Origin of the sequence: Pseudomonas fluorescens group sp. (assembly GCF_020093335.1) — a bacterium.
Taxonomy (GTDB): domain Bacteria; phylum Pseudomonadota; class Gammaproteobacteria; order Pseudomonadales; family Pseudomonadaceae; genus Aquipseudomonas; species Aquipseudomonas petroselini.
On record NZ_JAIOKW010000012.1, the window covers coordinates 21,935 to 43,446 of the forward strand.

A 21,512-nucleotide genomic window follows, 5' to 3' on the forward strand; every position below is an offset into this window, starting at 1 on the left:
CCATGAAGCGGTTCGTGGCGGCAGCGGCATTGGCCGGCTGGGCAGGGTTGGCGATTCAGCAATACCTGATTTTCTATTCGCGCTGGACGTCTGGCGCCAGCCTGCTCGGCGGGCTGATCAACTTTTTCAGTTTCTTCACCGTGCTCACCAACACCCTGGCGGTGGTGGTGTTGAGCTATGCCTGGGTGAATCGCGACTCAGCGGCGAAGCAGTTTTTTCTCGCGCCAAGGGTCAGCAGTGGCATTGCTGTGAGCATCGTTGTGGTCAGCCTGGCCTACAACCTGCTGCTACGGCATTTGTGGAGCCCTTCAGGCTTTCAATTCATTGCTGATGAATTGCTGCATGACGTGATGCCGGTGCTGTTTTTGATCTACTGGTGGCGGTGTGTGCCCAAGGGCCATTTGCGCTTCAGGCACATCGGCGCCTGGGTGATCTACCCGTTGGTGTACTTCGCCTACGCGCTGCTGCGTGGGGACTTGCTCGGGCAGTATCAGTACCCGTTCATTGATGTGAGCACCCTGGGTTATCCACAGGTGTTTGTGAATGCCGGGGGGATTCTGTTGGGGTTTGTGTTGATCGCGCTGGCGGTGGTGGGGCTGGATAGGCTCATCAAGCCCCGCACCTGACTCACTCTTCTTCGCTGCCCTCGGCCCGCCAGTAACCGACGGCCTTGAGGCATTCCTCGTTGACCTTGTGCGTGTCCAGCAACAATCGTCGTACCTGACGCGACAGCTTGGTTTCGGTCGCGACAAAGCTGTACAGCGAACCGCTCGGCAGGCTCAGGTTGCGCACTGTTTCGAGCAGGTCATCCTGGCCACGCACCACCCATTTCACCTGCACATCGGCGGCACTCTGCAGGGCTTGGCGCTCTGCTTCATTGGCGATCTCAATCACCGCCAGCACCGTGCGCCCGGCCGGGAGTTCTTCCAGGCGGCGCGCGATGGCGGGCAGGGCGGTTTCATCGCCGATCAGCAGGTAGCTGTCGAAGATATCCGGCACGATCATCGAGCCCCGTGGCCCGCCGATATACAGGTGTTGGCCGACTTGCACCTGCTCGGCCCAGGTGGACGCAGGGCCATCGCCGTGCAGCACAAAGTCGATATCCAGCTCACCCGCGTCCAGGTCAAAGCGCCGGGGCGTGTAGTCGCGCATGGCCGGTTGCGGGCCTTCGCCTTTGATGCTGAAGGTCGGGCTTTCCAGCGCCGCTTGTTCAGCGGCGTTTTGCGGGAACAGCAGCTTGATGTGATCGTCGCTACCCAGGCTGACAAAGCCCGCCAGCTCAGGGCCGCCGAGCGTGATGCGGCGCATGCGTGGGGTGAGATCAACCACCCGCAGCACTTGCAGGCGGCGACGCTTGATCTCGTGGGTAACGCGATGGATGGCTTGCGTATTCATTGGTCTTTCCCGTCGGCAATGGCTTGAGCGGTGCCGTTGAGCAGCGCCGCGACACGAATGATTTCTTCCGGGCTCCAACGCCCGTGGTGCGAATGCAAGGCGTGACGCAGGTTGTGCACCGCCTCGTGGATTTGCGGTGGACGGTCGTGGCCGCGCAGTGAGCGTTTGCTCACATCGATGCGCATGCGGATGCCGTCGAGGGCAACCGCCTGTTCGCTTAAGAAGAGACGACCGGCGTCGGTGATTGTGTAGCGTTTTTTTCCACCTGCGGCGTCGCCAGCGATCAATTCACTTTCTTCAAGAAAGGTCAGGGTGGGGTAAATCACGCCGGGGCTGGGGGTGTAGGCGCCGTCGAACAGGCTTTCGATCCGGCGAATCAAGTCGTAGCCGTGGCACGGTTGCTCGGCGATCAGCGCCGGCAACAGCAGTTTCAAATCGCCGGGGGCAAACACCCGGGGGCCGCGACCGCGGCCGCCGCGGGGGTCAAAACTGTCGCGTGGGTGAGGATGGTCTCGCATGGTAGGAGCCTCTGTGTGTGTCTAGATATAACGTAAGATATATCTTAGATTTCACGCAAGGGCGCCCGACGGACGGTCCGCGTGCCGCCACAGTGTTTTGCACTATTTAGTGGGTCTGCCTAAGTAAACAGTGTTGTTTTTTTGAATATGTAATCCTATTCTTACGGACTCTTCGCAACTAAAGAATTCTCGTTTAGTTCAATGTAATCCCTTTCTTACAGTCGTTATTAAAGTTTTGGCAAATTGCCATAATCTTCCTATGTGTCTTGGTGTAACAAGGCCACGAGATTCAGGGAAAAAGACGGCTTACTTGCTCGTGCTCGCAGCGGAAACTTGTCGGGTGTCGAACGGCTCCTGATTTGCAATGCAAATAGTTGGAAAAAATCGGCGCTTTTAATAGGTCCTCGCACAACTGCGTCAGGATTTCTAACGATGATTATTGATAGGTGAGTACTTGCAAATGAAATCTAAAATGAAAGCTGCGCTGTTCTCTGTCGGGCTGTTGGCTGCTTCGATGTCCGTTGCTAATGCGGCGGATGGAACCATTACCTTTACCGGCTCGGTGCACTCGGGTGCTTGCTCTATCAAGCCTGAATCCGTCGATCAGACTGTTCCCCTGGGTTCGATCGCAAAGCACCAGTTGCAAGATGGCGGTAAGTCCAATGCGCGCCCTGTGACCATCGAACTGGAAGGCTGCGATTTGACCGGCCTCACCGATAACACCGTGACCACCACCTTCACCGGCGCGCCCTCCAGCGCTGTTCCGGGAGCGATCGGTACCGTGGGTGGCGCGGGCGGCGTGGGCGTCATGATGACGCACGGGGGTCGTCCTATTCAGCTGGGTGTCGCGACCACCCCGCAGGCCATTTCCGTCGGTGATAACACGTTGGAATTTGGTGCTTATGTACAAGGCGCCGCCACGGGCACGATCGTCCCGGGTGATTTCAGCGCGGTCACCAACTTTACCTTGGCTTATCAGTAAGTTTTTCCCCCGCCACCCCGGGTGGCGGGGGGACGCTGACGGGAGGTCCAGGTGAAAACATTCATAAGTCTCGCTATTGCCTCTTTATTGACGATCACCAGCGCCCCTGGCGCGCAAGCGTCTTCGCAAGGCGAAGGGGTTGTCACGCTGGGCGGCGTGGTCGTTGACTCAGCCTGCGGGCTGGAAGCGGGCAGTGCCGATCAGACGATCGTGATGCCCCCCGAACCCGTGGGCCGGCTTTTGCGATTGGCAAGGGGCGCACCCCACCCCTTCCAGTTACGTCTCGTCAATTGCTCATTGAGTCGCGAGGACCCCTTGCGCCCAGGTGTACCGCTGCCTGATTGGCAGCATCTGCGGGTGACGTTCGACGGGCCCAGCGATAGGGAAGGGCGCTCCTTTGCCGTGTCGGGTGGCTCACAAGGGGTCGCTTTCCATATTGAGGATGCTGCGGGTCAAGAGAGTGTGCCGGGTCAGCCGATGGCGCTGCTGCCGATAGTGGAAGGCGATATGACACTCCACTACAGGCTTTACCTGGTGGGTAACGGACTACCGCTGGTGGTGGGATCTCACGGTGCCGCAGTGCGATTCAAGTTGGAATACTTCTGAACAGTGATGGGTTGTTTTCATGTTGAATACGTCGAAGGTGAAAAGTGCACTCCGCCCAAGCCTTTTTGGCGGGTTGATGTCACTGGCAGGCACTGTATTGGGTGCCGGAGATATAGAGTTTAATACCGACGTTCTTGATCTTAATGATCGCACGAATATCGACTTGTCTCAGTTTGCGCGCAGCGGCTTTATTCTGCCTGGCACTTACTCGATGGTGGTGCAGATCAATACTCAGGCCATTGCGGAACAATCGGTGGCGTTTTATCCCCCCGATGATGATCCCAAAGGGAGCGAGGCCTGTTTATCACCCGAATTGGTAGAACAGTTGGGCCTGAAAACGTCCGGTGCCGCCAAACTGACTTGGTGGAACGGCGGACGCTGCCTGGATATCACTGGCTTGCCGGGTATGGAGGTGAGTGGAGATTTAGCCACTTCTACGCTGAACATCAGTCTTCCCCAAGCCTACCTTGAGTACAGCGCCATTAATTGGGATCCGCCCTCCCGCTGGGACGAGGGCGTGCCGGGCTTGTTGGTTGACTACAACATGACGGCGCAGTCGAGTTATCAAAAGGATGAGCGCAACCGTAATAACTTCAGTGGGAACGGAACACTCGGTGCCAATGCCGGGGCGTGGCGCCTGAGAGCTGATTGGCAGGGGCGCGTCGAGAGCGGCCGCGAGCGGTCCTACAAGGATCAAAAGCTGGAGTGGAGCCGTTACTACGCTTACCGCGCGGTGCCTGCGTTGAAGGCGCGTTTGGTGGTGGGCGAGGACTATCTGTATTCGGACCTGTTCGACAGTTTCCGTTTTACCGGTGCCTCGCTCAATTCGGATGAAAGCCAGTTGCCGCCTAACTTGCGCGGCTATGCACCTGAAGTGGTCGGGGTGGCCAAGACCAACGCGAAAGTCGTCATCAGCCAGAAGGGACGCGTGTTGTACGAAACCCTGGTGGCGGCAGGGCCGTTTCGCATTCAAGACCTGCGGGATGCAGTATCCGGCACGCTGGATGTGCGGGTGGAGGAGCAGGATGGTTCGGTGCGCAGCTTCCAGATCGACACGGCGGGTGTTCCTTACCTGACGCGCCCCGGGCAAGTGCGTTACAAGCTGGCGACTGGGCGGCCGTCCAACCTTCAGTACGGCGCTGACGGAGATTTTTTCGGCACGGGAGAGTTCTCTTGGGGGGTCAGTAATGGCTGGTCCCTGTTTGGCGGCGGCATGACGGATAACAACTACCGGGCGGTTTCCGTGGGTGCGGGTCGCGACCTGCTGGCATTCGGGGCCATATCGTTGGACGTGACGCAGTCTCGCGCCGAGCTCTGGAACGAGACGCTCTCGGGAAAATCGTACCGCCTTCAATACTCCAAGCACTTTGAACAATACGACAGCCAAGTCACCTTCGCGGGCTATCGGTTTTCCGAGAAGAACTTTTTGAGTATGAGTGAATACCTGGATGCTCGTCATTACGGGTTGAACGGCGAGCTCAGCAGTCGTAGCGAACTCACCGACGGCTGGAAGCCGATTGGCGGCAGCAAGGCGCTGTATACCGCGACGGTTAACAAGCAGTTCCGGGACCTGGGGGCCACTGTTTACGCCAGTTACAGCAAACAAACGTACTGGGAGCGGCCGGCCACTCAGCGCTGGAACATGTCGGTGTCACGCTACTTCAGCGTGGGCTCCGTCAAGAATATGAGCCTGTCCCTGAACCTGTACCGCAGTCAGGAATACAGCCATAAAGATAACGGCGTAGCGCTGACCGTCAGTCTGCCGTTGGGACGCAGCGGCACGCTGTCGCTGGATGCCAATAGAGCCGCGGGTGAGAACAACTTTTCCACCCGTTACAGCGATCGCTTCGATGAGCGCAACAGCTACCAGCTCAGTGCCGGCGACACATCCGCCAGTGGTTATTTGAGTCATATCGGTGACCAGGCGGACATTGATCTCAGTGTCAGCACCCAAGAGGGCAATTACAGCAGCCTGGGTGTGTCTGCGCGCGGGGGGGGCACGCTCACGCCTTACGGTGGGGCACTGCATCGTTCCAGCAGTACCGGCGGAACCCGTTTGATGGTCGACACCGGCGGTGTGCCCGATGTGCCTGTGCGGGCTTACGGCACTCCGACCCGCACTAATGCCTTCGGCAAGGCAGTCATCTCCGACATCGGCAGTTATCAGCGCACGGCGGCCAGTGTTGACCTGGAGAACTTGCCTGGCAACGTCGAAGCCACTCAATCAGTGACGCAACTGACGCTCACCGAGGGCGCTATTGGTTACCGGTCGCTGGAGGTGATTGCCGGTGAGAAGGCCATGGCTGTTCTTCGCCTGCAGGACGGCAGTTCACCCCCCTTCGGCGCGACGGTGAAGAACCTCAAGCAGCAGGACACCGGCATCGTCAACGACGGCGGCAATGTCTACCTGAGCGGTATACAGGCCGGCAAACAGATGATCGTCAGTTGGGGCGGTAGCGAGCAATGCGTCCTTACGCTCCCGGCCATTTTGCCCGCGGATGCGTTGACCAACGCCCTCGAACTGAGCTGCCAGAGCGTCGCCACTGATCAATCCTTGCCCGAACCAGCAACGCTGACCGGGAAGCCAATTAATACGGAGAACACATCCTCATGACGCTGAATACGCGCCGCCTATTCCAGGCATTCGCTCTACTGGTCCTGGGCTTGAGCCAGAGCACTCACGCCGCGGTGGGCCTGGATCGGACCCGAGTGATTTTTGACGGCGGCAAAGAGGCCACCAGTGTGAACATCACCAACAACAATACCCAGCTTCCGTATTTGGCCCAGGGCTGGATCGAGGATGAAGACGGCAAAAAAATCACCACGCCCTTGATCGTACTGCCACCGGTTCAACGCTTGGAGCCTGGCAAGCAAAGCCAGGTGAAGGTTCAGGCATTGCCGGCGGCCAAGATGTTGCCGCAGGACCGGGAGACGGTTTTCTACTTCAACCTGAGGGAAATTCCGCCGCGCAGCGATAAGGCCAACACGCTGCAAATTGCGCTGCAAACCCGGATCAAATTGTTCTACCGACCCCAAGCCATTGCCCCCAGCCAGCAAGACCTGTCCAACCCTTGGCAGGAGAAGCTGACCCTCACCCGCGAAGGCGAGCATTACAAGGTGAATAACCCTACGCCTTACTACGTGACCCTGGTGGATGCGCGCAGCAGCAAGGACGGTAAAACCGTGCCGGGTTTTGAACCCCTCATGGTTCCGCCCAAAGGTGCGCTGGCGTTGGGCCCCACGGCCAAAGCACTCGGTACCACACCCTATTTGTCCTATGTGAATGACTACGGCGGCCGTCCGGTGCTGGCGTTCACCTGCAGTGGCGATATCTGCAAGGTGAACACCCAAGCCTCGCCGCGTAATGAGTAGCACCTGCTGCGGGAGAACATCATGAAGTCGCAACGTATAAGCGCCTGGGCCGGCCTGTTACTGGTCTTGATGGGAAGTGCGCACGCCGAGGATGAGGACATTGAAGGCATGAGCGGGAAGCTGAATATTCTCGGGTCCATGCATGAAGTTCCGTGCAGCCTGGAGATGGCATCAATGGATCAGACGATTGACCTGGGTGCCGTGTCGACGAGCCAGCTCCAGCGGCCCGGCGATCAGGCGACAGCCAAGGCATTCCAACTGCTTTTCAAGGACTGCCAACGCACCGCAGGCAGCATCCGCAATGAGCGCACCGGGAACCTGACATGGAGTGCGCATCAACCGGTGGTGACGGTCATGTTTGTCGGACTTGCCGATGCCGATGATGCACGCCTGCTCAAAGTTCAAGGCATCACCGGGATGGGCTTGCGCATGATCGATGCCCTGGGGCGGGACGTACAGCTGGGCTCAAGGGGCCAACCGTTGTTCTTGCCTGTGGGCAATAGCACGCAGACTTGGAATGTCCAACCCACGCGCACCTCCGCACCTTTGACCAGCGGGGCCTTTCGGGCCGTCGTTGATTTCAGGCTCAAATATGAGTGAGGGCAGAACAATGGCTAAGTCAAAAGGCCCGTGGGCCCTTCTTATCGGCGGCGGCTTACTGTGGGCGGTCAGTCAAGGTGTGCAGGCTGACGTCAATCTGAGCATCCGTGCGGTCATCATTGCGCCTCCGCCGTGCGTCATAAACAACGGCAGTACGCTCGATGTGCCTTTCGGCAATGACCTGCTGACGTCACGGATCGACGGCGTCAACTATCGTCGGGGCGTGCCCTATACCGTCAGCTGTGACTCCCCGTTCAGCAACGCGTTGACACTGGAACTCAGGGGCACGGGGGCTTCGTTTGATGGTCGCGTGCTGTTGACCCGCAAGCCCGACCTTGGGGTAAAGCTGTTCATCAATGGCGCTGACTGGCCTCTGAATACGGCCGTGAATTTTACCTACCCCAACTTCCCGGTCGTGCAGGCGGTACCTGTCAAGCGCGCGGGCAGCACGCTGACGGGAGGTGCATTCGATGCCGCCGCCACCCTTGTGGTCGATTACCAATGAAGAGAAGCGATCCATGACATTTCGGCAGCAGCGAGCGTTGCTCGCCTTGTGCTTCATCGGCTTTTGCAGTGGCGCGTCGGCCAACCTGACGTTCAGCGGAACACTGAATGAGCCGCCCCCTTGCACCATTAATGCGGGAACCACGATTGAAGTCGATTTTGGCGATGTCGGGGTCAAGCAGGTCGATGGTGTGAAATACCGCAGGGCACTTGGTTACCTCATTACCTGCGGCGCCGACACGCTGCCGTGGCAGCTGAAATTGAGCGTTAACGGAACACCAGCGGCTTATGACGCCTCGGCGGTGCAGACCAGCGCCGCTGACCTGGCCATTCGGATTTTTCAGAATAACGCCCCGTTCCTGCTCAATACGCCACTGGATATCGCCCTGTCGTCACCGCCGCTGTTGGAGGCCGTACCCGTCAAACGGCCAGGCGCAATCCTGGCCCCGGCAAGGTTCACGGCGGTGGCCACGCTGTTGGCCGAATACCAGTAGGAGTTGAGTCTATGCACCCTGCAATTGTTCATAAGGCTTGGCCCTGTGTCGGGCTGGCATTACTGCTCACCTTCGGCTTGATCCCCACGGGGCAGGCGGCGGACAACCTGTCCTTCAAGGGCAACCTGGTTGAAGAAGCCTGCACCCTCCGACCGGGTGACGAGGCGATCACCCTGGAGCTCTGGGACGTTACCAGCAAGCACCTCTATATCAACACGCGCACGCAGGGAAAGGGCTTCAAGGTGCACCTGGAAGACTGCGATACCAGTATTGGCAACACCGTCACCATCACGCTCGGGGGGCGAGAAAACATGGCGCTACCCGGCTTGTTCGCGCTGGATGGTGGAAGTATTGCCTCAGGCATCGGCATCGGTCTGGAGACACCGGCCAATAAGCCGTTGCCCGTGAATACCGTCAGCGATGAACAGGTGCTGAGTAATGGCAGCAATGTCATTGAACTCAAGGCCTACGTGCAGGGCGAACCGAATGCCATCAAGGATCAAACCATAGGGCACGGTGCCTATAGGGTGACCTCAACGTTCACGTTGGACTACCCGTAACGCGGTACAGCGAAACTCATAGGCTGAAAAAAATAGCCTCAGACAAACTTCAACTCGCTTCTGGGCGGCTTAAACGCACGGGCTGAATGTTCGTCGTGCGGTGCCCGTTAAGTGAGCAATGAGAGATCAACATGAAACGACTATATGGAGTCTTGCTGCTTCTGGTCCTGACAGGTATTACGACGACCGCCAGAGCAACGGATTGCCGTGTGAACGGCGGACCGTGGATATTTGTAGGCGCAGGCGGCACGCTAAACCTGCAAGTCCCCGTCACTGTTCAACTGGGTGCGGACAGAACCCGAATCATGCTGGAAGGGGTGCGGCTAGAGTGCCGGTTTTCCGGCTTTGGGGGGAGCCAACCCTGGTATACGGACTACTGGGCGACGTCGGCCAGAGTAGGACCCGCCTGGGTACCCGGTCCAAAATTTGCCAACCAAGGCACGGGCTTACGGATAAACGGAAGTTACTACAACAACCCCGTTCCGAATGGCATTCGAATGACAACCATGCCGAACAATCTCATCGGCGTCCCGGTCGATGTAACGCCCTATATTCTAGTACGCAATGATCCTGCCAACCCTATCGACGTTCGCATCGGGGATGTGCTCGGAAGATTGAATCTCGACCAGACAAACAACTACAACTCCGGCAGTTCGGCGCTTGCGGTGACCTACACCGCCGCCAATAACTTTTCCATTTCGCCGTCAACGTGCACGATCAACAATAACAACCCGATTGACATCAACTTCGGCAACGTACACCAGCGAGCGATAGGCACCGACCCGCTGACAACGACCGTGCGCAGCGACCGTCGGCTGACTTACTCATGCCCGGACGGTGGGATTACCACGCCGATCACCATCACTTACAAGGGGGTCCCCTCGACGTTCGACTCGCGCCTGTTGGTGATGACCAATCCTGACGTCGGCACGGCGCTTGTCCGTGCAGGGACTGCGGTTCGAGTCGGCAGCTCCTTCCTCACCCAAATCAACAACAGTGTGGGGGGCGATGACGTGACCTTTACGCTTGTGCGACGTGCGGGGTCCTTACCGACCGCCGGGCCCATAAGCGGCAGCGGTGTGCTCGTGATGGGGGTGCCATAGCACCGCCTGAACCGCGAATAGGGACGAGTGGGATGGCGTCTGCTTAGAAACACACTGAGAGATCAAAATGAACCGACTATTTGGGGTTGCCGCGCTTCTTGTCCTGATGGGGGCTACGACGGCCGCGCGTGCGGCGGAGTGCCGAATAAATGGCGGAGGGTGGCAAGTAATAGTCGGCGAACTACCTCTACAGGTCCCTGTAACCGTTACTTTGACAGCCGATCGTACGCGGATCATGTTGGAAGGTGCACGGCTTGACTGTAGGTTTTCCCCAGGAACGCAGACCCCATCCTGGCGGGAGGACTATTGGTCAACGGGCAGCGCAACGGGGACGCCCTGGATACCGGGTCCCAAATTCAGCAGCGAGGGCGCCGGTCTACGAATAAATGGAACGCATCGAAATATTCCGATCCCGAATGGAATACGCATATCCACGCTGCCGGATAATTTTATAGGTTACCCGATCGATGTGACGCCCTATATTCTGGTGCGTAACAATCCGTCCAATCCGATCGATATTCGAATTGGCGACAATCTCGGACGCCTGCATCTCACTGCCACCAATAACCACGACCCAAGTTCGCCCCGGATCAATGTGAGGTACAACGCCGCCAACAACTTCACGGTTTCCCCCTCCGCGTGCACGATCAACAATAACAACCCGATAGAGATCAACTTCGGCAACGTCCACCAGAGGGGAATAGGCACCGATCCCCTGACAACCACCATTCGCCGTGACCAGCGACTCAGCTACTCATGCCCGGACGGTGGGATTACTTCGCCGATCACCATTACTTACAAAGGTACCCCCTCGTCGTTCGACTCACGCCTGTTGGTGATGACCAATCCAGATGTAGGCACGGCGCTTGTTCGTGCAGGGACTGCGGTTCGAGTCGGCAGCTCCTTCCTCACCCAAATCAACAACAGTGTGGGGGGCGATGATGTGACCTTTACGCTGGTCAGGCGTGCGGGCTCCCTACCCACTGCCGGGCCCATCAACGGCAGCGGTGTGCTGGTGATGGGGGTGCCATGACCTAAGGCCCCGCCACACACTGTGAGTGGCTACCCGGTTGCAGGTACGGCGTCAGGATCGGCGCCATGCCCTTGAGCACCTGCACCGGCAGCGCCGAGGTGAACGTGAAGTGCTGCGCCGAGGCACCGGGCACGAAGGCGGTGAGTGTGCCGAAGTGCTGTTCGCCGATGTAGAACACAAAGGTCGCCGTGCGGTTGATCGACTTGGAGCTCAGCACCCGCCCGCCGGCGCCGATGGCTTCAATCCGGTTATCGCCGGTACCGGTCTTGCCCCCCATGGCCAAGGGCGAGCCGTCGGCCAGTTTGAAGCTGCCGGAAACCCGCTTGGCGGTGCCGGCGTCCACCACTTGGGACAAGGCCCCGCGCAATGCGGTGGCCACCTCGGAAGGCATCACCCGTTTGCCGCGGTCGGGGGTGTTGGTCAAGCGGGTTTCGTAGGGCGTGCCTGTGGCGAACTGCAGGCTGTCGATGCGCAGCACCGGCTCGCGCACACCATCGTTAAGAATAATCCCCATCAACTCTGCCAGCGCGGCGGGGCGGTCGCCCGAACTGCCGATGGCGGTGGCCAGGGACGGTACCAGGTGATCAAACGGGTAGCCCACCGCCTGCCAGCGCTGGTGGATATCCAGGAACGCCTCGACCTCCAGCATGGTCCGGATACGGCTGTCCCGGGCGCCTTGATGGCGGCTCTTGAACAGCCAGCTGTACACCTCCTGACGCTCGAATTGACTGGCTTTGACGATCTCGCTGAAGGTCGCTTGCGGGTGGTTCAGCAGGTAGCCCAGCAGCCATAAATCCAGGGGATGGACTTTGGCGATGTAACCTTGGTCGGGCAAGTCGTAGGCGCCGGGGCCGTAACTCTTATAGAGCTTGGCCAGGCGCTCGTCGGTGAGTTTTTCCTGGGGCTTGACGCCGTTCAGGTGCGAGCGCACGAAGCGGTTGAAGGTGTCCTGGTTGGCGTCAGGCAACAGGTAGCGGTGCACCGCCGCCAGGCGAATCGGCGTGGGCCGCAGGCTGTCGAGAAACGTGTCCAGGCGCGCCTGGGTGTCTTTTTTCTGGTATTTCTTCCAGAACTTTTGCAGGAAGGTCGTGCCCTCGCGGTCGGCGAACCGGGCCAGGTATTCCTGGCGACGGGGGTCATCATCGTCCTTGAGCAGCACGGCGCTGTTGTTCGGCCCCGCGTAGGTGCTGTAGCGCACCAGGTCGCGCATCAAGCGGATAAACGGCAGGTTGATCGACTCACGCAAGGCGTCCCGCAGGGTGGGGTTGCGGCCATTGTCTTCGTTGCGAAAGTTATGGAAGTGATGCAGGCCGCCACCGGTGAAAAAGCTTTCGCCGGGGTTGGCCGAATACGTGCGGTCCAGGGCCGCGTCGAGCATCGCGGCAAGCGATGTGCCGGGGTTCTGGACCAGGTAGTCGACCGCCCAGCGGCTGAGACGGTCCTGGTCGTTGATCTCGGCTTTTTTCAGGGCCGCCGGGGTTTGCCCGGCATAGCGCTGATGCAGTTCGGTGATGATTTGCAGGTAAGTCGTGAGTACCCGCAGCTTGGCGGTAGAGCCCAGTTCCAGCTTACTGCCTTCGTTGATGTCGAAGGGTTGGTCGGTGCTGTCGGTCTGGACCCGCACCCGTGAGCTGTCGGGAGTCAGTTCGAACAAGGTGAAGCTGTAGCGCACTTGCGGCGTGCTGTCGGCGGTGAGCAAGCGTGGGCCGATCAGGCCGATCTGACCGGCAAAGGTCGGGTCCGCCAAGTGTTTGAGGTACTCGGTGACCTCGGCTTGCAAGTCACTTTGCAAGGTACTGGTTGCGGACAGATCAAGGCGGTCAAGGTCGTACAGCGGGCGATTGAGCAGGGCGGCCAGACGGCTGCGGGCAACGCTGATGCCTTTGTTGGTTTCAATCGGTTGGATCGTCGGTTGCTGTTGCCAGTCGCGGTACGTGACCTTGGCGGCCAGCGCGGCCGCCGACAACGCCGAGTCGATCACGCCGTTTTGCGTGAGCAGGCGCAGATGGCTGTCGGTCAACTGCGCCAGCTCCTCGCGGCCCTTGCTCAGGTAGTGAGAGGGGCGGCGCTGGGCAATCATCAGCGACAGCACTTCACGCAGCGCCAGGCCACGTTGCTTCAGGCTTTGCGCATCGTGCGCGGTGCTGGCCAGCGCCTGGTTGACCTGGGCGAAATCGGCGCCGTACCACACACGCAATCCTTCGGCCATGCCGTGCACCTCACCGTGCCCGGGTACTGCCGACAACGGCACGCTGTTGAGGTAATCGCGCACCACATTCTGTCGGGCCTGTAACGTGTGTGGGCCGGCCTGATAAGCGCGCACGCTGGCGGAAATCATCTGGCGGATTTTCTCACCGCCGGACAGCGTCAGGCCGTCGGGGGAGTGGCGATACTTTTCCAGCTGCGTGGCCAACGTGCTGCCCCCAGCGGTTTGCCCCGGCAGGTGCAGCAGCTTCGCCACCTGCGACCAGGCTGCCTTGGCAAAACGTGGCCAGTCCACGGCTGGGTTGGCCAGGGGCTGCTCGGGGTCGAGCAGGTCACGGTTCTCGATGAACAACAAGCTGTGCACCATCAACGGTGGTATGGCATCGAAACTTGCGTACAGTTGCTGCGGGTAGTTGAACTGGTACAACGGCGCCGCCCGGCAATCGGTGATGGACAGCCCCGCCTGGGTTTTTTCGGCATAGGGCACAAAAAAACCGTGGTTGTTGTACTCCATCAACGCGCCAGAGAACCGGGTTTGCGCCTGCACCCGATAATCGCGTTTAAGCAGCCGGGGCAAAAACTCTCCGAGGGCGCTGTAGCCCAGGCGCTTGTCGAATGGCCCGGCACCGGGGTAAACGATGGCCTCGCTGGGGCCGGGCTCAAGCGTATACGTGAGGCTGGCGGCCAGGCGGCTGAGCTCGCGGGCTTGCAGGGCCGAGGTGCGTACCTCCCGGGCGGTGGCGAAGCCGAGGGCAATCAAGGCCATCAACAGGACCAGCCAGAACACCCGTCGCCATAAACGGCGAGGTGCAGGCGTTTTGGGCAAAGATGGCTGATCCACACTGCTTTCTGAAACGGCAGCCTTGGTCGAATCCGATTGCCACAGAGCACCCATAGTCGATTGATCCATTCACGCAGATTGATCGGACTTGTCTGAAGCTTAGACGGTGGCGGGCGATTGCAGCGGCGTTTTTGTATGGCATGTCGATAGAGGAACGCGTGTTGCGTCAGGGCAACGGGTGTTTCAACCCATTATTGAGCAGTGCCAGCCAGTGTTGGTCATTGGCCTGGCCCCAGCGGTAGGTGCCCTGGTCGTTGAAAAACACCGAGATATCCTGCAGAGACCACGCGATCATTTTCTCATTGAGCAGTTTCATGTAGTCCCGCGCCGGGCAGACGATGGCCGCCCATGGGTCGCAGATCCACAGGTCCGCCCAGCCTGCTTCCTTGAAGTCCAGCGTGTGTGTCAGCGTGGCGGTAGGTGCGCCTACCACCACGAAGGCATGCGCGGGCGGGCTCATGCCCCAGATGTGCGCGTGGCCACCGTTAACCCGGATCAGCTCTCGGGCGACATGAGCCATCTGGTCGCAATTGCCGGCGCCGGTCTTGAGGATCACCTCAGTGTAGTTGGGATGGCCGACGCGGCTGTATTGCCACATCACCAAGGACTCGGCGATGTCCAGCCGGGTCAGTTCGTCAAGGCCGGTGCCCACCACATTGGCTGAGCCGATACCGGTGCTCTTCACCAGGGCCACGGTGCTTGCGTGCGCCTTTTGGGCCAGGTACTGGTTGAGTTTTTCTGCGCTGCCAGCAGCCTGAATGAACGCGGTACGTGGCCAACTCTCCAGTTGCATTGGCCTTGCTGCAATGCTGATCGGCAGGCGTTGCCCTTGATCGCTTGCGTTGAGCAACAACTCGCGTTGCTTGAGCGGGCTCAAGGTGCTGGCCTGCTGGCGAAGGCGCGCAATTTTTTGGGGGCTGAAATCTCGGCGAGCCAGCTGTCCGTACAGCACTTCCAGGGTCGGCAGAGTGACCAGGGGACGGTTGTGGACATAACCTGCCGCCGTTAAATAGTCGAGTTTACGCTGGCTGAATGCGCGGATCAGTTGTTCGTGCTCGCCCCCTTGGCTGAAGTACAACTGATTGCACTCCGACGCGCGGCGACTCACCTCATAGAAAATCCCTGTATCGGCCTCTACGACAATGCGGGGGTTGGGGAGTGTGCCTGGCGGATTAAGGTCGACCGCCATCGCCCGCACGACGCGGCTGTCTTCCACACCCTCAACCAACGCCTGCAATTCAACCACCCGCGTTTCGCGGCTGAGCTTGTTATCCAATTGGTCGTTGGGCAGGCCGAACTGCGGTTCATCGTCGAGTAGGGTGCCGGTGACTTTCGGCTTGTACTTCAAGAGCGGCGGCAGGGCCACCGGCGTGAGGTCGAAGGTGCTCCCCGAGGGTATTGCCTCATACAGCCGGTGGTCATACACCAGTCGTCGCGGGGCCGAACCAACAGCGGGCGCCGCGGTGAGACGGATATGTTCAATCGCCTGGACCCGGCGATGATGAATGGATGAGCGGCTCGTGGAGAGTCTTTTGGTGAAGCACACCAACGGGATCGGGCTGCGTTTTTTTCGGCCGGTGAGGCAAGCCGCGTCCAGCCCTTTTTCGACCCTAAAGTAGGCGGGTGATTGCACATCGTCCAGGTGCGTTACGGCCTTGTGCTCAAGGCGCAGCAGTTGGTTCTGGTGCAGCAGGTCGGTGGCCTCCGACCGCGGGATGACCAGCGGCTGGGTGGCGAAAAAACGTTCTGTGACCAACGCCCGGTAACCATTGGCGGCGCGCATCGGTATCACGCCGACGGCACTGGCCAGGCGAAAACTATCCAGCGGCGGCCCATACGGTCGGGTGCTGAAGGGGGAGCAGGCGTGCCAGCGGTTTTTGTGCAGGAGGGCGTTGATACGCACGAAGTCGCTCCCGCGCAGCACCGTGCCGTTGCCGATGTCGGCGCGGGCCAGCAACGTGGGGTAATCCAGCCATAACGCGTTGGCGGTGCTGCGTTGAATTTGCCCGATCGCCGTGTCGAGCACGCGTCCTGCTTCGGTCGTCAGCCGGATCACGCCGCTACCGGCCAGCCTGAACAGGCCGGGAATACCGTCCAGCGGGTTCAGCACGGTATTGAGGAAGGCGCTGCTCAAGCGGCCCAGTTGGATCAGTTTGATCGGCAGCGGCACGGTTCTTTTCAAGATCGCCAGCGAGGCCGTAAGAAACTGTTGGGTGGGAAACAGCAGGGCCAGCAGGTCGATAAAACAGCCATAGGCCCCATCGATGGCGCGGCGCAGGTCTGCGGAGGTGATGTCGGTGGTGCACGACCAAAACGGGACGAGTTTTTTAAGCCGGGCCAGCAACCGATCCCAGCGTTGCTGCAAGTGTTCGTGCCGGGTCGAGCCCCTGGCCTGCACGCGCAAGCCGTCGACTTCGAGGAAGAAGTGTTGCTGCACGATGGCGTGGGCAATGGCGCGATTGACCGACGATCCAAACGTGAACGCCGTCGACGGCAGTGAGTTGTCCGGCGCCGGGGTGGATGACCACAGCAGGTCGATGATCACCTTGGAACGGATCCCCAGCCTCGGCGGGCGCCCATTGGCGTAGGCTTCCCAGTCCACGGACAGCTCATCGCCGACCAGCAACTGCGTGACGGGGTGGGTCGAGTGGGCACCGCCGGTGGTGGCCGAAATCGGCGTGCCTCCCAGGCGAAACGCCAACGGTGGGCCGTCGCGCTTGTGCACGCGGTTCAGCAGAGGGAACAGCTCGTACTCCTCGATGCCGGTGGGCGATGTCGCGCGCAGGATCACACCCGTCCGCGCGGTACGGGCGAGCTCTTCTTCCTTGCTCAGCAGCGCGAGGTCCTTGCCAGGTGGTTTTTTCAGCACCAACAGTTGCAGGTCAGCCTGTTGCAGGTGCGAACGATCAGCCAGGGGCAATTGCGCCAATAGGTCTTCAATCGTGGTGCTGTAGGCCTGTTTCATCGTCGCGATATAGGCGCCAAAGGCCGTGTCGAAGCGTTCGTTGATATCCCCTAATTGCCCAAACGATAGACGCAGTTGCGCCAGGTCCAGCTGCGGTTCGATAGACGCCCACCGGTTGTCGTCCAACTGGCCGTCCATGTGCAATTCCACCAGCGAATGCAGGCTGTAGTTCTCGCGATCATGATGGTGCATCGGGAAGCGCAGGCTGCTGCCGGCCAGCGGTGGAACCGGGCGCCACAGGCAGGCTTTTTCCAGCCACGGCTGCTTTGGAAATACCCGTTTGAGATCCTCCAGGGCGATGCTGCGGCGACTCGGCGGTGTGCTGGCAACGGTGATCAGCGCGTCCTTCAAGGCTTGCAGGCGATGCATCAGGCGGGTTTTAAGGGCGTCGATCTCGTCAGTCAGGTATTCACCGTTCTCGCGCTCGGGCAGTTCGCCTTGGGCGATGGCCCAGTCGAGCAAGGTGCGGGTGGCGGTGTACGCGCGCCACTGTTGCTGCTGGACGGTCTTGGGCGGCTGCGCAGCCAGCGCGATCATGTCGTTGTAGGTCATGTACTGCGGTGATCCAGGCGCCAGTGCGTGCGCAATCATCACGCCCTGCTTGAAGGTCATCCAGGCGATCGATGTGCGAAAACGCAGGGTGTCGGGCAATGCCTGCACCAGAAACTCCGGCGCGGTGCCGGCCAGCAACAAGTGCGCCGCCAGCGGGGCGGCGGCGGTCGAGACCTTGCAGGTGCGCATCACGTGCAGTTCCAGTTCACGGCGTAAGTCGGCATGGGGTTTGCCCCAGTGCACGTCGGCGACCAGGTTGAAGCCGGCCGGCACGTAGCCTGCTTCACCGGCCGCAGGGTCAAGGTCGAGGATCAGTGCGCTCAGCACCAGCAGGCCCAGGCTTGTCTGGCCGGCGGATTCGTCCGCGTGTTGCCCATACCACTGCAGTGCCGTGATCAGCTGTTGGCCCAACGCACGCGCGGGCTCCAGGCCGAGCAGTTGCTTGAGCAGAGCGTCGGCCTGTGTGCGGATCTGCTCAGGCGTTTTGCCGTTCAGCAGGGCGCCGCATAGCCGATCGAGCAGGCGTGGGCGGTTGTTCTGCCGCCCGGTATTGATCGTCTCGATAATGGTTTTTCGTTGGGCGGTATCCAGTTGCACCGGCGAGCGAGCCGTGGCGCTCAACAGCGCGTGGTAGTCACCGAATGCAGGGGGCCTCGGCAGATTCATGTGCAGGCTCAGCAGGGTGTCGTCGGCGGCGGCCACCGTGTCGGGTATGTCGAGTTCATGGTGGTGCAACAGCTGCTTGAGGCTGAACGGGCCGCAAGCGGAGCGGGCACTCACGGCGGGATGGCGAGCGCTGTCGGGCTGGCGTGCGCTGGAGTCTGGATCGGGTGTCAGTGGCACGCCGGCGGTGTCGATCAGGCTGTCACTGTCCTTGCCCAGGACCAGGGCCTTCAACGCTTCGGCCATGAGCGCCCGGTCGTGATCCAGCGCCAGCCATTGCAGGTGTTGCATCAGGGCGATGTCGGCGTTGGCCAGGTCGGCGACGGGCAGCATCGTCAGCGCCGTCGACTGGCGCAGGGTGTCGATCAGTGCCCGGGCCTCCTCAGGTGTGTCGGGCACCGGCAGGTCGTGGCACTGCAGGAGTTGGGCAACGCTGAACAGGCCACTCTGGTGGACAAGGGTGCAGAGCTGTTCGGCGACGTCGACCAACTGCTGCAGCTGGGCTTCGGGCGGCAACGCCAGCAACTGTTCGATGCCGATGTCGACCAACATGCCCAGGGCATTCTTGCCGCTGAGCCGGCGCGTGGCGGGGTCGAACGCATACATGCCGGGTTGCAGGCCTTGCGCTGACTCAAGCGCCAAGAATTCTGCCGTGGTGGTAAGGGTTGTAAGCAGCGCTGCGCCGGCTTGCTGGGTCGTGGCCCAAAACGAGCCGGACTCGAGCTTGAGGTAGGTCTTGTAGGTGGAAAACAGATTGAAATCGTCTTCATCCACCAGGTTTCCCAGGCGGTCGGCGAGTTTGTGCAGGTCCTGGTTCAACCGCTTGAGGCTGTCATTCAGGCCCACCTTGGGGTCGGCAAAGGTGTTCAGTTGATCCAGCGCCTGGGTGATCACCCGGCGCTCCCCGTGATGGCGGGGGTGTGGATAACCGTAAAAGTTCAGCACCTGTTCTGCGCCAAGCGCCAGCTGCGTGGTGTCTTGCTGCACGTTCAGGCCAGCCAGGTCCAGTGGCAGTCGTGTGAGCCAAGCCTGCACGTTCGGTCGGCTGAGCGCTTTGCGATAGAGCTGCAGCCAGCAGCCCAGTGACGAACATTCTGGAATGCGCAAGGCGGTGGTGTCGGTGGATTCCAGGTGATTGATCAGCGCGGTTATCAAGCGGTTATCGGCCGCCAGGCGCAGCGCCCGACCCTGCTTGAGTACGTCGAGGGTGTTTTGCATGAGGATGTCCCTTCGGTGTCATTGCCGTCCTGGCAATCGAGGATTGCTGATCGTGAAGGGCCTGCGCTTGAAGCGGTATCGGCACGGTGCGCCTCAACCCGTGGCCGAGTTCGGTGTTGGCGGTGTGATGGGCTGAACAGGCTGAAATAGAGCCTTTTGCCAGGCCCGTCCGATCAGGCGAGGGGCATGACGCTGCACGGCGGCTGTGCAATACTCGCCCGCCTCGCAACACCTGGAAAACGTCTGAACACAGGTCATGCTTTCTCGTAGAAAGTGCATTCGCCCAGACTAATCGCTGAATTTAGTCGTTTATAGAGTGAAAGGCCCCGCGTTCGGGTTTTTATACTGCATGCCCCACCGATCCTGCAGGACGGGCCTGTTTACCCCTCAGGCCCGATCAGAGTCGCCCCGGACCTATCGGTCTTACGGCGGCAAGTTCGGTGGTTCATCCAATAACAAGACGAGGTTGTACCCTTATGCCAGTTGGCAACTCCCTGCCCCATGGCGAGACCGCTCAGGGCGGCCCGCTCAAACGCGAATTGGGCGAACGGCATATCCGCCTGATGGCCCTCGGCGCCTGTATCGGTGTCGGCCTGTTCCTGGGTTCGGCCAAGGCCATTGAAATGGCCGGCCCGGCGATCATGCTGTCCTACATCATCGGCGGTCTGGCGATCCTGGTGATCATGCGCGCCCTCGGCGAGATGGCCGTGCACAATCCGGTCGCCGGCTCCTTCAGCCGCTATGCACAAGACTACCTGGGCCCGTTGGCGGGCTTTCTGACCGGCTGGAATTATTGGTTCCTGTGGCTGGTGACTTGCGTGGCGGAAATCACTGCCGTCGCGGTGTACATGGGCGTCTGGTTCCCCGACACGCCGCGTTGGATCTGGGCCCTGGCGGCCCTGATCAGCATGGGCACCATCAACCTCATCGCGGTCAAGGCGTTCGGTGAGTTCGAGTTCTGGTTCGCACTGATCAAGATCGTCACCATCATTGCCATGGTGATCGGCGGTGTCGGCATCATTGCGTTCGGTTTCGGCAATGACGGCGTGGCATTGGGCATTTCCAACCTGTGGGCCCACGGCGGCTTCATGCCCAACGGCGTGACAGGCGTACTGATGTCGCTGCAAATGGTGATGTTCGCCTACCTGGGCGTGGAGATGATCGGCCTCACCGCCGGTGAAGCGAAGAACCCGCAGAAGACCATCCCCAGCGCCATCGGCTCGGTGTTCTGGCGCATTCTGTTGTTCTACGTCGGCGCGCTGTTTGTGATTTTGTCGATCTACCCGTGGAACGAAATCGGCACCCAGGGCAGCCCCTTTGTGATGACCTTCGAACGCTTGGGCATCAAGACGGCGGCCGGCATTATCAACTTCGTGGTGATCACGGCGGCACTGTCCTCGTGCAACGGCGGCATCTTCAGTACCGGGCGCATGCTTTACAGCCTGGCGCAGAACGGCCAGGCCCCGGCCACCTTCGGCACCACCTCCAGTAATGGCGTGCCGCGCAAGGCCCTGCTGTTATCGATCTTTGCCTTGCTGTTGGGCGTGCTGCTCAACTATCTGGTGCCGGAGAAGGTCTTCGTCTGGGTCACCTCCATTGCCACCTTCGGCGCGATCTGGACCTGGGCGATGATCCTGCTGGCCCAGCTCAGGTTCCGTCGTGGCTTGAGCCCGGCCGAACGTGACGGGCTCAAGTACCGCATGTGGCTGTACCCGCTCAGTTCCTACCTGGCCCTGGCGTTCCTGGTGCTGGTTGTGGGCCTGATGGCGTACTTCCCCGATACGCGCGTGGCGCTTTATGTCGGGCCGGCGTTCCTGGTAATGCTGACGGTGCTGTTCTACGTGTTCAAGTTGCAGCCGACGCAAGCCACCGTGCCCGCCCGATAGGCCCTATCGCCGGAG

General features: G+C 60.3%; 16 protein-coding genes. 12 read left to right on the forward strand and 4 right to left on the reverse strand.

Translation table 11 applies throughout. From position 1 onward, the window contains the following. The first annotated feature begins 2 nt into the window (after nt 1-2). Nucleotides 3-626 (forward strand): Pr6Pr family membrane protein, encoded by a 624-nt coding sequence (locus K7431_RS14980; protein ID WP_012722428.1) that lies wholly within the window; start codon nt 3-5, stop codon nt 624-626. Nucleotide 627: 1 nt separating this feature from the next. Here the strand turns inward: K7431_RS14980 and K7431_RS14985 are convergent, their stop codons facing one another. Further along, nucleotides 628-1,395, reverse strand: a complete 768-nt coding sequence (locus K7431_RS14985) for a siderophore-interacting protein (protein ID WP_012722429.1) — start codon at nt 1,393-1,395, stop codon at nt 628-630. Further along, nucleotides 1,392-1,913, reverse strand: coding sequence for a PadR family transcriptional regulator (locus tag K7431_RS14990; protein WP_012722430.1), 522 nt, complete (start codon nt 1,911-1,913; stop codon nt 1,392-1,394). The genes K7431_RS14985 and K7431_RS14990 overlap by 4 nt, the downstream gene beginning before the upstream one ends. A gap of 472 nt (nt 1,914-2,385) precedes the next feature. On the opposite strand from K7431_RS14990, the gene K7431_RS14995 reads away from it, so the two are divergent. The 10 genes from K7431_RS14995 (at nt 2,386) to K7431_RS15040 (ending at nt 11,167) form a co-directional block, all read left to right on the forward strand. Continuing rightward, nucleotides 2,386-2,895, forward strand: a complete 510-nt coding sequence (locus K7431_RS14995) for a fimbrial protein (protein WP_043204847.1) — start codon at nt 2,386-2,388, stop codon at nt 2,893-2,895. Nucleotides 2,896-2,946: 51 nt separating this feature from the next. Next, nucleotides 2,947-3,501 carry a fimbrial protein gene (locus K7431_RS15000; RefSeq protein ID WP_012722432.1) on the forward strand — a complete coding sequence of 185 codons (555 nt, stop codon included), beginning with the start codon at nt 2,947-2,949 and terminating at the stop codon, nt 3,499-3,501. A gap of 19 nt (nt 3,502-3,520) precedes the next feature. Then, nucleotides 3,521-6,115 carry an outer membrane usher protein gene (locus K7431_RS15005; RefSeq protein WP_012722433.1) on the forward strand — a complete coding sequence of 865 codons (2,595 nt, stop codon included), beginning with the start codon at nt 3,521-3,523 and terminating at the stop codon, nt 6,113-6,115. Continuing rightward, nucleotides 6,112-6,873 carry a fimbria/pilus periplasmic chaperone gene (locus K7431_RS15010; protein ID WP_012722434.1) on the forward strand — a complete coding sequence of 254 codons (762 nt, stop codon included), beginning with the start codon at nt 6,112-6,114 and terminating at the stop codon, nt 6,871-6,873. Before K7431_RS15005 ends, K7431_RS15010 begins: the two co-directional genes overlap by 4 nt. Nucleotides 6,874-6,894: 21 nt before the next feature. Further along, complete coding sequence (locus K7431_RS15015) at nt 6,895-7,473, forward strand: fimbrial protein (protein WP_012722435.1); 579 nt, start codon at nt 6,895-6,897, stop codon at nt 7,471-7,473. Nucleotides 7,474-7,483: 10 nt separating this feature from the next. Continuing rightward, nucleotides 7,484-7,978 carry a fimbrial protein gene (locus K7431_RS15020; protein WP_043204848.1) on the forward strand — a complete coding sequence of 165 codons (495 nt, stop codon included), beginning with the start codon at nt 7,484-7,486 and terminating at the stop codon, nt 7,976-7,978. 13 nt (nt 7,979-7,991) lie between these two features. Then, the gene (locus tag K7431_RS15025) at nt 7,992-8,471 is read left to right on the forward strand and encodes a fimbrial protein (protein WP_012722437.1); all 480 of its coding nucleotides are present in this window, start codon (nt 7,992-7,994) and stop codon (nt 8,469-8,471) included. Between the two features lie 11 nt (nt 8,472-8,482). Further along, entirely contained in the window at nt 8,483-9,031 is a 549-nt protein-coding gene (locus K7431_RS15030) for a fimbrial protein (RefSeq protein WP_012722438.1), read from the forward strand. Nucleotides 9,032-9,162: 131 nt separating this feature from the next. Next, the gene (locus K7431_RS15035; RefSeq protein WP_012722439.1) at nt 9,163-10,134 is read left to right on the forward strand and encodes a fimbrial protein; all 972 of its coding nucleotides are present in this window, start codon (nt 9,163-9,165) and stop codon (nt 10,132-10,134) included. Between the two features lie 67 nt (nt 10,135-10,201). After that, nucleotides 10,202-11,167: a fimbrial protein gene (locus tag K7431_RS15040; RefSeq protein WP_012722440.1), complete on the forward strand. Its 966-nt coding sequence runs from the start codon at nt 10,202-10,204 to the stop codon at nt 11,165-11,167. Nucleotide 11,168: 1 nt separating this feature from the next. Here K7431_RS15040 and K7431_RS15045 read toward each other — a convergent pair whose 3' ends face one another. Both K7431_RS15045 and K7431_RS15050 read right to left on the reverse strand, forming a co-directional pair. Then, the gene (locus K7431_RS15045) at nt 11,169-14,267 is read right to left on the reverse strand and encodes a transglycosylase domain-containing protein (RefSeq protein ID WP_012722441.1); all 3,099 of its coding nucleotides are present in this window, start codon (nt 14,265-14,267) and stop codon (nt 11,169-11,171) included. Nucleotides 14,268-14,379: 112 nt separating this feature from the next. Further along, a complete protein-coding gene (locus K7431_RS15050; RefSeq protein WP_012722442.1) occupies nt 14,380-19,611 on the reverse strand; it encodes a hypothetical protein in 5,232 nt (1,743 codons plus the stop codon). 476 nt (nt 19,612-20,087) lie between these two features. Between K7431_RS15050 and K7431_RS15055 the strand changes: the two genes are divergently transcribed. Beyond that, on the forward strand, nt 20,088-21,497 hold the full coding sequence (locus tag K7431_RS15055; protein ID WP_012722443.1) for an amino acid permease: 1,410 nt from the start codon (nt 20,088-20,090) through the stop codon (nt 21,495-21,497). Nucleotides 21,498-21,512 lie beyond the last annotated feature (15 nt).